At 41.5% G+C, this 13438-nt stretch carries 10 protein-coding genes; 5 read left to right on the top strand and 5 right to left on the bottom strand.

Going from position 1 to position 13438, the window contains the following annotated elements; all coding sequences use genetic code 11:
• Nucleotides 1-8 precede the first annotated feature (8 nt).
• Nucleotides 9-881 carry a carbohydrate ABC transporter permease gene (locus IGK61_RS04500; RefSeq protein ID WP_074534946.1) on the top strand — a complete coding sequence of 291 codons (873 nt, stop codon included), beginning with the start codon at nt 9-11 and terminating at the stop codon, nt 879-881.
• Nucleotides 871-1722, top strand: coding sequence for a carbohydrate ABC transporter permease (locus IGK61_RS04495; protein ID WP_010747711.1), 852 nt, complete (start codon nt 871-873; stop codon nt 1720-1722). The genes IGK61_RS04500 and IGK61_RS04495 overlap by 11 nt, the downstream gene beginning before the upstream one ends.
• A 72-nt stretch (nt 1723-1794) precedes the next feature.
• On the opposite strand, the gene IGK61_RS04490 is transcribed toward IGK61_RS04495, so the two are convergent.
• A complete protein-coding gene (locus IGK61_RS04490) occupies nt 1795-2736 on the bottom strand; it encodes a magnesium transporter CorA family protein (protein WP_074534945.1) in 942 nt (313 codons plus the stop codon).
• 186 nt (nt 2737-2922) lie between these two features.
• On the opposite strand from IGK61_RS04490, the gene IGK61_RS04485 reads away from it, so the two are divergent.
• Together IGK61_RS04485 and IGK61_RS04480 are read left to right on the top strand one after the other, a co-directional pair.
• Complete coding sequence (locus IGK61_RS04485) at nt 2923-3750, top strand: manganese catalase family protein (protein WP_005225417.1); 828 nt, start codon at nt 2923-2925, stop codon at nt 3748-3750.
• Nucleotides 3751-3885: 135 nt separating this feature from the next.
• The gene (locus IGK61_RS04480) at nt 3886-4725 is read left to right on the top strand and encodes an aldo/keto reductase (protein WP_074534944.1); all 840 of its coding nucleotides are present in this window, start codon (nt 3886-3888) and stop codon (nt 4723-4725) included.
• A gap of 50 nt (nt 4726-4775) precedes the next feature.
• On the opposite strand, the gene IGK61_RS04475 is transcribed toward IGK61_RS04480, so the two are convergent.
• The 4 genes from IGK61_RS04475 to IGK61_RS04460 all read right to left on the bottom strand — a co-directional run bounded on the left by IGK61_RS04475 (nt 4776) and on the right by IGK61_RS04460 (nt 11050).
• Nucleotides 4776-7865, bottom strand: a complete 3090-nt coding sequence (locus tag IGK61_RS04475; protein ID WP_074534943.1) for an alpha-mannosidase — start codon at nt 7863-7865, stop codon at nt 4776-4778.
• Nucleotides 7862-8692, bottom strand: a complete 831-nt coding sequence (locus tag IGK61_RS04470) for a carbohydrate ABC transporter permease (RefSeq protein WP_008379135.1) — start codon at nt 8690-8692, stop codon at nt 7862-7864. The genes IGK61_RS04475 and IGK61_RS04470 overlap by 4 nt, the downstream gene beginning before the upstream one ends.
• A 9-nt stretch (nt 8693-8701) precedes the next feature.
• Nucleotides 8702-9595 (bottom strand): carbohydrate ABC transporter permease, encoded by an 894-nt coding sequence (locus IGK61_RS04465; RefSeq protein WP_008379138.1) that lies wholly within the window; start codon nt 9593-9595, stop codon nt 8702-8704.
• Between the two features lie 84 nt (nt 9596-9679).
• Nucleotides 9680-11050, bottom strand: coding sequence for an extracellular solute-binding protein (locus IGK61_RS04460; protein ID WP_074534942.1), 1371 nt, complete (start codon nt 11048-11050; stop codon nt 9680-9682).
• Between the two features lie 220 nt (nt 11051-11270).
• Between IGK61_RS04460 and IGK61_RS04455 the strand changes: the two genes are divergently transcribed.
• Complete coding sequence (locus tag IGK61_RS04455) at nt 11271-13412, top strand: helix-turn-helix transcriptional regulator (protein ID WP_074534941.1); 2142 nt, start codon at nt 11271-11273, stop codon at nt 13410-13412.
• The last annotated feature ends 26 nt before the right edge of the window (nt 13413-13438 follow it).

Genomic DNA, 13438 nt, shown 5'->3' with positions numbered 1-13438 from the left:
AATTTTCTGTGAGCACTTTACAAAAAAACAAATGGCCGTTGCTATTCACTGGTGCAAGCATCATTTTGTTCATTATCTTCTTTTTGATTCCAGCACTCTTAGGACTTTATTACTCGTTAACCGACTATAAAGGCTTTGCGACAGCCAATTTTATCGGCTTGGCGAATTATCAAGAATTGTTTCAAGACGCTAGCTTCTATAAAGCACTATTTCGTACATTTCGTTATGTGATCATTCTGGTCCCAAGTATCTATGTCGTTTCTCTCGCCGTCGCTTTGATGTTGAATAGTCAGCTGGCGAAAGGCAAATTTCTCGCGAAGATCATTTTTTTCTTACCATGGACCATCTCTGGAATCATCGCTGGGGTTATCTGGAAATGGCTGTTTGGTGAAAACTTTGGCTTTATCAACTTTATTCTAGAGCAAGCGGGACAACCAACTGTCCCGTGGTTTACCGACTCGAATGCTGCCTTTTCTGTCATTATTTTGGCTGCCATCTGGGGCGGGACTGCCTTTAACATGCTGCAATTTACTGCAGCTTTGAAAAATATCCCCCGTTCGTTGTATGAAGCTGCCGAGATCGACGGCGCCAGCTTTGGGCATAAATTACGCTACATCACCTTGCCTATGCTGCGGCCGACTTCCTTTATGGTCATCTTATTGGCTTCGATCGGCGCTATGAAAGAGTTCGCCCTCGTGCAATCGCTGACCAATGGTGGTCCAGGAACCGACAACATGTTGATCGTGCAATATATCTATACGACTGGGTTTGACAAAATGCGGGTCGGCTATGCCAGTGCTGCCTCCATGGTACTTTTCGTGATTCTTTTACTGTTAGGCTTAGCACAAATGAAGATTGGAGGCGGCAAGAATGACATCTAAGACCATCAAAACCAAACGACCTGTCACAAGAAAGTCAGCGATGTTTTTTTTAACGCTGGCACTGATCATCACTTCCCTGCTGTACCTTTTTCCACTACTTTGGTTCTTATTAAGTGCCTTTAAACCAGGGACTGAACTATTTGCTTATCCCTTGAAAATCATTCCTGAAAATCCAACCATTCAAAACTTTATTGATGCTTGGACAACATTGGATTTCTTTCGTTACTTCAATAATACGTTGATTTCAGCGGTGGTCACCACTTTATTGACGATCCTAGTCAGCGCCGCCTGTGGCTATGCCTTTGCAAAATACGATGCGAAATGGTTGCGTTTTTTCTTCATCTGTATCATCGCCACCACCATGCTGCCGACGGAAGTTATCATGAACCCAACGTTTTCCGTCATTCGTTCGCTAGGCTTATATGATAACTTGCTGGGGATCATCATCCCTTCCATCAATACAGCAACTGGTATCTTTATGTTTCGGACCTTTTTCGTCTCCGTTCCTGACGATCTGATTGAATCAGCCCGTATCGATGGCGCTTCGGATGGGATGATCTTTTTGAAAATCATGCTGCCGATTGCCCGACCAATCATTATGACACTGGGGATCTTTTCCTTCCAGTGGCGGTGGAATGATTATATCTGGCCCTTGATCGTCTTGAATGATCCGAAAAAATACACCTTGCAAGTGGCGATCCGCAGCTTGGTGGGCGCGGAAAATATCAATTGGACGATTTTGATCGCTGCCTCGGTAATTTCCATTTTGCCTTTGCTGCTGGTCTTCCTCGCCTTTCAGCGCTGGATTCTCGATAGCAATTTAGACAGCGGACTAAAATAAAAAAAGTGCCGACTGCTTCGTCACACCTTTCTCCTTTTATGGATGAATGGTGCAACAGAGCAGCGGCGCTTTTTATTTTGAAAAGTCTTTTCGTGACAAGTAGACGGCAGTTAAAATGCCGACTAATATAGCCAAACCAAAGACAATGATCGTGCCGATGGCATTGTCTTTTCCTGGCAGTCCCCCGGTGTTGATCCCCCATAGCCCCGCGATCAAGGATGGCACAGCCACCACTAATGCCGCAGAATCTAAGTATTTCATCAGATGGTTTAGATTGTTGTCCATCATATCGGAGAACAAGCCACCGATGGTTTCTAACAAGTCGCGATAGATAGTGACCATTTTCATGGCAAATTTCTGCCGCAGCTTGATGTCATAAACGAGTGCTTCATTATCCAAACGATCCAAAAATTCTTTGCGATCCATCAATCGATCGACAGTATGGTTTTGGTCCCGCAAGGTGTGATCAAGATAGACCATGTCTCGTTCGGTATCGGCTAAATTAAACAATTCGTTGTTTTCCGTCGTTTTACGGGCTGCTTCATCTAGTGCATCAATCTGTTTCTTCATTTCCTGCAGACCTTTGATGTAATGGGTGTAGATCATCAGCGTCGAGTAGGCAACAATATCTTCATACCGTTGAATGTCTTGCTCATGCTTTTCAATCAGGCGTTTAATCAGTGTAGATTGATGAGAGACATACGTAATCAACAGATCTTTGGTGTAGATAAAAGTCACAGGCTCAAGACGGTCTTCGATTCGATCCTCAGTCACTTCCGACAAATCGATCAGGGTATAGAGAATCGGATGATTCAACTTAGTGTTGCGCAAGTATTCCAACCGCGACACTTCTTCCGGTTCATTGGCGCCAATAAAAATATCTTCGGGCAGTTGATACTTATCTAACAAGTGTCGTTGTTCCTCTGGATCTGTGCCAGAAACCACTAGCCAATTGTAATCCTCCTCCGAAGATTTGCTTATTTTTCGGTCTTCCATTTTGTAATACTGAAACATGGTGACTCGCTCCTTTTCTAAGTCTCTCTTAATTTAACTATCTAACGCTTCAGGCTTTTTGTCAAAATAAATGGCTTTTCTTTTCAATGCTTTTTTCATTTTGGCAAAGTGCGTTTTATTAGACGAACGTTTCGATTCATGAGAAACTTTTTATGGGCCCAATAAAAAAATTTTAGGAGGAATCGTATGTTTCGTCATCAGAAAGAATTACAGTTTGAAGCTAAGCCAGAAAAACCAAATCCGTTAGTTGCGAAATACCTTCAAGAATTAATCGGTGGACAATATGGAGAGATGAGTGTTGCCATGCAATACTTATTCCAAGGATGGAGCTGCCGTGGGGAAGAAAAATACAAAGACATGTTAATGGATATCGCTACTGAAGAGCTTGGACACGTTGAAATGTTAGCAACGATGGTTGCACGTCTACTGGAAGGTGCACCTGTGGAAGATCAAGAAGCGGCTATGAAAAAAGACCCAACGATCGGTGCGATCATTTCTGGAATGAATCCGCAACATGCCATCGTTGCAGGCTTAGGACCACGTCCTGCTGATAGCGTCGGCAATCCATGGTCAGGTGCGTATATCATTGCTAGTGGCAACTTACTTGCTGATTTCCGTGCCAACTTAAATGCGGAATCACAAGGTCGTCTGCAAGTAGCACGCATCTATGAAATGATTGATGACCGTGGGGTCAAAGACTTACTTTCGGTCTTATTAGCACGTGATAGCTACCACCAAAATCTTTGGGCAGCTGCCGTGAAAGAATTGGAAGAAAACGAAGGCTCGATTTTAGTGCCGACTACCTTTGACCGCAAAAACGAACGCTTAGATATCGCTTATGATTTCTATAACTTCTCAGAAGGCGACCAAAGCAAAGAAGGCTCTTGGGCGAAAGGCAAAGCCCTTGATGGTGAAGGCGAATACCAATGGCTAGACGAACCAAAAGTCGAAGGAAAAGCGCCAAAACTCGATCAAGTCACACCAAAAATGTATGGCACACCGCCTGAAAAATAATTTGATCAAAAAGAGCAATTGTTTCTGAAACAGAAACCGTTGCTCTTTTTTCTTTGTCTGTTTGAGCAAGTTGGTTACGTTCCTGTCAAAAAAGCGTTAGAGTAGAATGTAGAGAAGAAAAGGAGGAATCATTTTATGAAAGCACCTTTACTGACATTAAACGACGGCAATTTACGCCCCGCAGTGGGCATCGGTACCTATCAGATCCGTGGTGGCGAAGGATTGAGCCAGCTGCAAGCAGCGATCGCCGACGGGTATCGCTTGATCGATTCTTCAACCAATTATGACAATGAAGGCATTGTCGGCAAAGCGATCCGTCGCTCTGGTATCCCACGTTCAGAATTTTATATCACCTCAAAATTACCAGGAAAATACCATGGCTATGATGATGCCTTAACCAGCATTCAAGAATCCCTTGCTCGCATGGGGCTCGACTACTTCGATGCCTTTTTGATCCACTGGCCATTACCAAAACGCGGCAAATATGTCGAAGCTTGGCAAGCCTTAGTGACCGCCCAGAAATTAGGTTTGATCCGTTCCATCGGCGTTTCCAATTTTGAGCCAGAACATTTGGATGCCATCATTGAAGCAACTGGTGTGACCCCTGCGCTAAATCAAATTGAGATCCATCCTTACTGGGTCCAAGAACGAATGGTCGCAGAAAACAAAAAACGCGGCATCGTAACAGAAGCTTGGAGCCCATTAGGTCGTGGCAGCGATGCCCTGAAAGAACCACTGATCACTGAATTAGCTGAGAAATACCAAAAATCAGCTGGTCAAATCATCTTACGCTGGCATGTGGAACGTGGCATTTTGCCCCTACCTAAATCAAGAAACCTCGCCCATCAACGAGAAAATCTTGCGATCTTCGACTTTGAACTGACTGAAGATGAAATCAATCAAATCAATCAGTTAAACAAAGCAGACGGCCGCATCGATGGTCAAGACCCAAATGAGTATGAAGAATTTGAATAAACACAACCAGCAGATTCTCCGCTATAAATGGAGAATCTGCTGGTTTTAGTTTATCTCAACTCAAAATGAAATGTTTTTATTTCGAAGGGTGACAAGGTAAATGAGACTTCATCTTTCCACTGCTCATTATTTAAAGGTATCTCCATTAAATCTGTTTCTTGCCAAAAACTGCTTGGCAACTGCAATGTAACCTTTCTAGTTCCTCCCGTGTGATCATGTAAGCGTAAAATCCACCCTTTGCCGGTTTCTGCTTGCTTGATGGCGTCGATGGTAACTGAGGTTTCACAGTCTATTTGCAACGGAAGCAACCAAGAATGTTCTCCGTTAATAACCGTTAATGGCGAGTTGAGGGACCATGCTTCTTCCATTGTTCCCCCATCGATGGCATCGTGCTCGTGGGCATAAAAACTGTAAGTAAATTTGTGATCGCCATCGTCAGCCAGTGGATCAGGATAGATAGCGCCTTTAAGCAAGGTCAAGCTTAATTGATTTTCCTTAACAGCATAACCATATTTACAGTCATTCAATAAACTTACCCCACAATATTTTTCTGAAAGATCTGCCCATTGGTGGCCTACTGTTTCAAACTGAGCCAATTGCCAACTGGTATTAGCATGGGTAGCTCGTTTTACATTTCCGTACTGAATATCAAATACTGCTTCAGTTGATCGAATTGCTGCATCAAAGTTTACCTTCAACAGTTGTTGGCGTTCATGCCATGACACGTTTGTTAAAAAATCGATTCGTTGTGTATGAGCATAGACCCGCATTTCCTGATGTATCTGCGAATTACCAAACGTATACTCAAATACTACGGAAGCGTAAAGCGCATTATTTGAGCGTAATCGTATTTGATCGGCTTGAAGCACTGTTGCTTTTTCTTGATAAAAACTATCGATATCCCATGCATCGTAATTTAAAGGTTTGTCTTCAAATAGCTGAAAAACATTCCCTTTTCCTTCCAACATTTCTCTACCTAGTTTCTTATCAAAAATGCTGAACAAATTTCCCGATGTTTCCCATAAAATTCGCAAACGATCGGTCTCAAGCGCTCCCTCTGTGAACTCAGCGAGCGGTTTGATGTCTTTATTTTCTGCTATCGGTTGAAACTCTATCATCACCTGACTCATTGGCGGAACATTTGTCACAAGAACAGACTGTTTTTCTCCATCAAAATAAGCCGGAAGTTCTTTTCCTTGTGAATCAATAAAGCGACCTTCTTGTAAAAGTGGAAGTTCAATCAGTTCATTCCTTGACCAGCTAGCTGTATTGTTGACTGTATACTTTTGATTAGCAGGTCCATCTAATTGTTCAAATAACTGTTGAATGGTCTGAGTCACGACGGCAAACTCTGCTCTATGGTCTTGATAAACTTCTTTGATCGAAGAACCAGGAATAATATCGTGGAATTGATTACGAAGAACCGTCTCCCATGTTTCAAAAAGCGGATCCTTAGGATACTCGTCTTCTTTGCTGGCTGCTAAACATGTATAGAGAATCTCAAGTTCCCGTAGAGCAATTTCAGCTTTTCGATTCATTTTTTTGACAAACGCTTGCGAGGTATAGGTTCCTCGATGATATTCCAAGTACAATTCGCCATCCCAACGAGAGACCAGCGACTTATTTCGTTCTACTGTCTGATGCAGTCGTTCAAAAAAGGCTTTCGCTATTCCTGTTTTGACTTGCGGCAATCCTGGAATCTGGTCAAGGCGTCGTCGATTTTCCAGCATCTCTCTAGTGACACCGCCTCCGCCGTCCCCATGACCGTAAGACAGCAGAAATTCTTGATTCAAACGCTTGTCTTGATATCCGTCGTAAATTCCTTGAACGGTCCCCGGAGAGAGCGTTCCATTGTAGGTATAAAACCATTCTTCTGCCCATTCATCCGTTTTACCATCAACTGGCGTGGTGATAAAATGCGTCAAAATATCTGTCCCATCGATTCCCCGCCAATAAAAGGTATCATGGGGCATCCGGTTGTATTGGTTCCAGCTGATTTTGGTCGTCATAAACGTCTCAATGCCAGATTTTCTTAAAATTTGGGGCAACGCCCAAGAATAACCGAATACATCTGGAAGCCACAAGAAATGCATCTCTTTGTCAAATTCTTCCTTCACAAATTTTTTCCCATGGAGTATCTGACGGACCAATGATTCGCCTGACGGTATATTGCAATCGGCTTCCAGCCACATGGCTCCGTCCACTTCCCAACGGCCTTCTTTGATTCTCTTTTTGATTTTCTCATAAAGAGCTGGATAGCTTTCTTTGACATATTTGTATAGCTGAGGTTGGGTTTGCAAGAAAATATATTCTGGGTATTGTTCCATCAAACGTAAAACCGTTGAAAAACTGCGGACAGCTTTTTCCCCTGTATGCTTCAGCCGCCACAGCCAAGCAACATCGATATGTGTATGACCGATAGTTGTCACAGTGATCTCCGAAAGTTTAGGTATTTTTTGCAGTTCTTGGTTTAAATAATGATCCGCTTCCTCAACGCTGTAGTAAAAAGAGATAGATCCGGGTACCTGCCACTGAATCAAACGAAAGGCATCATCTAAAAGATTCAACAGCTTGTATCGTATCGGTTCATTTTCCGGTAACCCATCGATAGTTTTCGCCATCATGTCAGCGAGAAAGAAACAGTCATCAGCAGCTAAGTGTCGCTTTGCCAAACAAGCTTGCCGAAACTCATGCCGTTGAATGACTTCAGCCCCACCGCCTTCCAAGCCAGACCATAGTTTTAAATCAAGTCGGATGGTTGTCCCCCGGTAATGATCCGCCAGAAAAATCTCTGTATGATTCGAATCGACACCCTGATAAGGTTCACCATCGATCAATAGCAAGGACTCAAAGCCTGAATTATAGCCACCACCTGTACGACCAAAATCGATCAGTAACCATAAGTCTTCCTCCTCTGGAACTGTCAATTCATGATGAGCCCAAATATAACGGTCTCTCCCTTGCCAGAAATCGCTAACTGAAAGTGTAAAGTCCCACTCTTCTGGTGGGTGTTTTTCCGTTTTTGACTTATCTTCTTTTGCCGACCACATTGTAAGGTCTTGTACTTTTTGAAAACGATACGCTTTTAGTTCAGCGATTCGTTTCGTTAATTTTTTTGTCGTATGAAATGGATCTTTCATCCTTTCGTCGCTCCTCCCATGCTAAATCCTTTAGACATATACGTTTGTGACAAAGCATATAAAATGACGACTGGTAAGGTATATAGCACCGAAAAAGCGGCTAAACGGCCATAATTGACCATACCAAAGTTGCCGAAAAACTGAAAGATCGAGACTGATGCCGGCATTTTTTCGGGTGACTGAATCAAAATATAAGGAACAAAGAAGTTGCCCCAGCTTCCAGTAAAAGTAAAAATACCAACCGTACAAATACCTGGAACCATCAGCGGTGCTACGACTTTTCGCACCCCTTGCCATGTTGAAGCCCCATCGACCCAAGCGGACTCTTCTAAGTCGATTGGTACCGAATCCATAAAGTTCTTCATCATCCAAATCCCATAAGGCAGTGAGGACGCCGTCAAGAAGAACGTCACCGCCAGTAACGAATCTTGAAACTTCAAAAAGATAAACAGTTGATAGACCGGCACGATGACAGCAGTCATCGGTAATGAGGTCATGAACAGCACCGCCATCAAAAAACTTTTTTTATATCTTAGCTGATACCTCGACAAGGGATATGCTGCCAAAACACATAAGACAACAACTAAAATCGATTGACAGCCGGACAAAAGCAAGCCGATTCCGAATGACCGAATGATAGTTTGATCAGAAAGGATCGAAGCAAAATTTTCAAATGATACTGCTTCAGGTAATTTCAAAGTTTGAATAGCGCCCGGATCAATAGAGGCGATCAGCATCCACAACAATGGGAGCAAAAACAATAAGGCTAATACTGCCAAAAGCAGATAATGAATCATGGTCTCCAATTTTTCACTGCGTTTTACCATTTTTTTCACCTACACTTTCACTTTCAGCATTTTCATATAAATCAAGCTTGCGGCAGCACCAATCAGTAGCAAGACCAGCGAAATCGCTGTTCCGTATCCTAGCTGATAGCTCACAAAAGCTTGTTTGTACATGAAGACCGGCAGGGTTGCAGTCTGATTGCCGGGACCACCACCAGTCATAGTATAAATCAACGTAAAGACACCCAATGTCTGCAAAGTGACGAGCATCAAATTCGTTGCAATGGTACCTTTGACCATCGGTATCGTAATTTTTCGAATCACTTGCCAGCGGCTGGCGCCATCCATAACTGCAGCTTCCTCTACTTCCTTAGGGATCTCATCTAAAGCGGATTGAAACACCATCATTGAAAAAGCGGTTCCTCGCCAAATATTGGCAACCACAACGCTTATCATAGGAAACGCAAACAGCCAAGCAACCGGCTCAAATCCCATCAGTCCCATCAACCAATTAGCTGTTCCGCTATCTCCTAAAAAAGCGACCCAGCAAAAGGAAACAACGACTTCCGGCGTAACCCATGCAGCAATGATGATCAGACCAACGACTCGCCGAAAGGCTCGATTTTTCTCCCGCATCATAAATGCAATCAAAAAACCTAAGAAACATTGACCGATCACTGCAGAAAAAATGACAAAAATCAAGGTTCGTACGACACTAGTTTGAAAAGCCGGATCATTGAACATGCGCACAAAATTTTCAAAGCCGATGAACCGCAATTGACTTGCTTCAGCACCGGTCAGAGCCAAGTTCGTGAAGGAAAAGATAAAAGTTAAGATAACTGGACCAACAAAAAATATCAGCAGCAAGAGCCAACTGGGAAATAAAAAGATCAACGCTTTTTTACTATTGGACATTTGCTGCTCTCGTTTTAGCGAATTTTCCATTCTTTTCTCCTTTCTTTTTTAAAGAGAAGAAACGTTAGCCTCCATTCGGATTGTTTGCTGCAATTCCTTCTCTTTATTAATGATTTAGTTAACGGCATCGTCTCCAACGATCCTTGTTACATTGGCGGCATAATCACTAGCTGCTTCTTCTGGTGTCTTGCTGCCAGTGGCAACTGCTTCAACCATTGTTTGAATCTCTACTGAAACATTAGGATATTTGTCATCTGCAGGACGGAAATGAGCGTATTGTAAGAAAGAGGTTGCTTGTTCAATAAAAGGCTGCTCCTTATATTCAGCTATTTCTGCTGAATCGTCTCGGACGGTTAAATTCCCTTCAGCGATTGCGCGTGCAGCTTGCTGTTCTTTTCCACCGAGTGCTTGAACCACTCGCCAAGACGCTTCTTTGTTTTGTGCTTTTTCAGGAATGGCCCATGTCCAGCCTCCTGACATGGTCGTAAATGGCGGTTCACCACCATTTTGTGTAGGCATGGCTGCAAAACCAAAGCGTTCTGTCATATTCTCAACAGGAGTTGCCCCATTTTCGGCCCAGTTACCGGCACTCCAAAATCCATCTAAAAGCATGCCGACTTCATCATTAGGAAATTTATCTTGGAACATCACAGATCCATAATTACTGTTAATAGCGATGGATAAAGAAGGACCTAATTGTTTCTGGTTATACACTTCATCAATAAAAGCCAGAGAGTCAATAATCCCTTGTGTATTCACTTGCCATTTACGCGTTTCACTATCAAATAATGTATCTTGAGTACCATATAAGAGCATCTGGAAAGTCTGCATGGAAACCGACTCACCATTGGCTTTAGCCACACCTAATCCTAAGGGGATCACATTCTCATCGGAAGCTTTGATTGCTTCAGCTGCCTCAATAATCTCCCCCCAAGTTGTTGGCTGCCAGTCTTCAGGCAGACCGGCTTTCTTAAAGACATTTTTGTTGTACCAAATCCCGCGAGAATCAGAAGTTCCTGGAATGGCATACGTACTACCATCTTCAGCAATGACACCAGCTTTTAAGTTTTCTGTATATTTATCCCATTGATCCCAGTCAGCAACATATTCATCAAGATTGGTTAAGTAACCGGCATTTGCATCAGAATTCAACATAAAGGAATCTTCTGCCACTACATCGGGTGCTGTGCTCTCCGATTGCATAGAAAGAGCAACTTTTGAAAAATAGTCTCCCTCACTTGCGGTAATCGGAGAAAGTACGATTTTAATGTCCTCATTTTCTTTCTCAAATTGTGGAATAAATGTTTCTTCCAAATATTGGGTCATTTTATCGTTTTCCCCGGTATTGCGCCAAGTAACCTTTATCTCGGTTTTCCCCTCTGCCCCGTCCCCATTTGACGAGCCGTCGCTGTTCCCACAAGCAGCTAAAACCATTGGTAGTGTCAGTAGAGACAGTAATGATACAGCTTTTCTTTTCATCGACATAATCGTTCCTCCTAAATTTTTTCATTTTCTATCGCTTAAAGTAAGCGCTTTAAATATAGCCTGTTTAGCCATTGTTGAATATCATTATTATTCGTTGAAATATACACTTTTTACTCTTAATATCAAGTTTTGTAGACAACTACAAATAATGATGATTTGACTCAAGCTAATTTATCTCTATAATCAATGTAAACGTTACCAAATAAAGAAAGGAGCACTTATGAAATCAAAAACATATCGAAAAATATTCTTAACCTTTTTAACGGTAATCATTGCATATACTATTTTTATTATGGTGATTGTCATCAATAATGAAGTTAATCAGCGGAAAACTGAACAAACTACCCAAAGTATTATGACGCTAGAAAACAGTGCTTTTCGCATTGATCAGCAACTTCGATTTGCCCTCAATTCAATGAAATCTTTAGCAACAAAAGAAAGTATTATACTGTTTTCCCAAAGTACTGAATCTGATTATGCGCTGTTTTCAGCGATGTATGATGAAATTCGTGAAAACTATTTATTAATGAATCAGTTTGAATACTCTATCGGAATCTTGAATCCAGAAAATCATATCATCGTAAGTTCTGACGGCTATTTTGTTTACAATGATTTCTTTTCCTTCTTGAATATAGAAACAAAATCCGGGCTTCTTTCCGAAATGCTGGCAGATGCCAGCTTCAGTTCCTCCATCTTCGAAACCTTTGATCAACGGCTGATCATGCTTCATAAAGAGCAAGTAGGGAATCAGACCCTCTACTTCTTTGCCTACTGGAAAAAAAATGAACTACTGTCTCCAATGAATCAAGGACTACAAGTTATCGATCAACAATATCCTTCTAGTAAGACTAGTTCACCGATACTTACTGATTTTACACAAAATACCATTCAGCAAGAGATCCAATCAGATACTATCGTTTTTATAAAAAATTCAGAGGTGCTCCCTTTTGCCAATTATGAATTGACAACCGCGATTCAAAGCAGTTTTCCACTCTCTACAATTTCGTCCTTTCTCCTTCCATTAATGGTTTTGATCGTACTGGGTGCTTTGATCGTCATTTTCTTGAGTAAGCGGATGTACAAACCTTATCTAGAAATATTAGATGAAATCAAAAAGAGTAATGTTGATATTTTAACAGTTGATGATATCAACTTAGCTTTGCACCAGATAATCGAGTCGTCTAGTTCGATCAACCAGCTCCAATCCCCTGTCTCAGAAGAAGTAAAGGAACTATTCTTGAAGAATCTGCTTTACGGAAAATATACGTACAATATGAGCAAGAGTTTACTGCCCACTTTCCATCTTGAAGGCATAGAAAAACGTGGGAGTTTTGCTTTTCTGACCTTCTCAGGCGAGATGGCGGAAGAAGCCACTTTTAATGAAACAGAGATCATTCATGTGCGAAAACAGTTGATCAAGAAAAATCTTCATATCAAGTGTTATGATATCATCAGTTTTTCCGAAAAACACCTTGCCATTCTTTTTTATGATCAGGAATTTTCACAAATCATGAAAGAGATCGATCAATTGAAACTAACAATCGAAGACAGTTTGAACTTAAGAATGACTTACTTGCTATCAAAACCTTTTCATTCTCTTGAACATTTTATCGAAGTCTTTCATGAAACCTGTCAGTGGTCAGATGAATGCAATGGCGAAGATCAGTTCCATCAAATACCGGTTCCAACATCCAATGCTCTTCATAAAATCAATTATACCGTTGATGAGGAACAGTTATTGATCCAATATTTCAAAGTAGATGATTTTGTCCATGCCAGAGAATTATTGCAACAAATCGTGGAGATCAATATTTCCAGCAACCATTCCCTAGGCTTCCTTCAGGAATTTTCAACCGCTCTGATCTTAACAATAAAACGAATTGCTGTGATCAAAGAGATTTCCTATCCTGAATTCTACAATCAAAATAAGAAACAATTTCTTTATTTAAGAAAAGGGTTTTCAGATCCCGATGTGAAAAAAACGATTTTTTCCCTTTTTGACACGCTGATCACTCAGATCGAAACCATGGAAAAAAATAATGGATCCAAAATAGATGAAATCATTCAATATATTAATAGCAACTATTGCAGCGACCTCAGTTTAACAGATATTGCCCAGCAGTTTCATCTAAGTGAAGCCTATTTAAGCCGGTTGATTAAAGAACGACTGTCCATGTCCTTCAAACCATACGTCAATCAACTACGTGTCGAAAAAGCCAAACGTCTGATGAGCGAACAAGAAAGTTCAATCAATGAAATTGCTAGTAAAGTCGGCTTTAAAAATACCAATTCCTTTATTCGGGTATTCAAACAATTTGAAGGGTCGACACCTGGTACTTATCGTACCAATAAAATTCATTAAGCTCTAAAATTCTAATACAAAAAAAA

Source organism: Enterococcus sp. AZ063 (assembly GCF_051715045.1).
Taxonomy (GTDB): Bacteria; Bacillota; Bacilli; order Lactobacillales; family Enterococcaceae; genus Enterococcus_D; species Enterococcus_D casseliflavus.
Note: the sequence above shows the minus strand (reverse complement) of the source record. Positions and strands in the feature narration are given on the sequence as shown.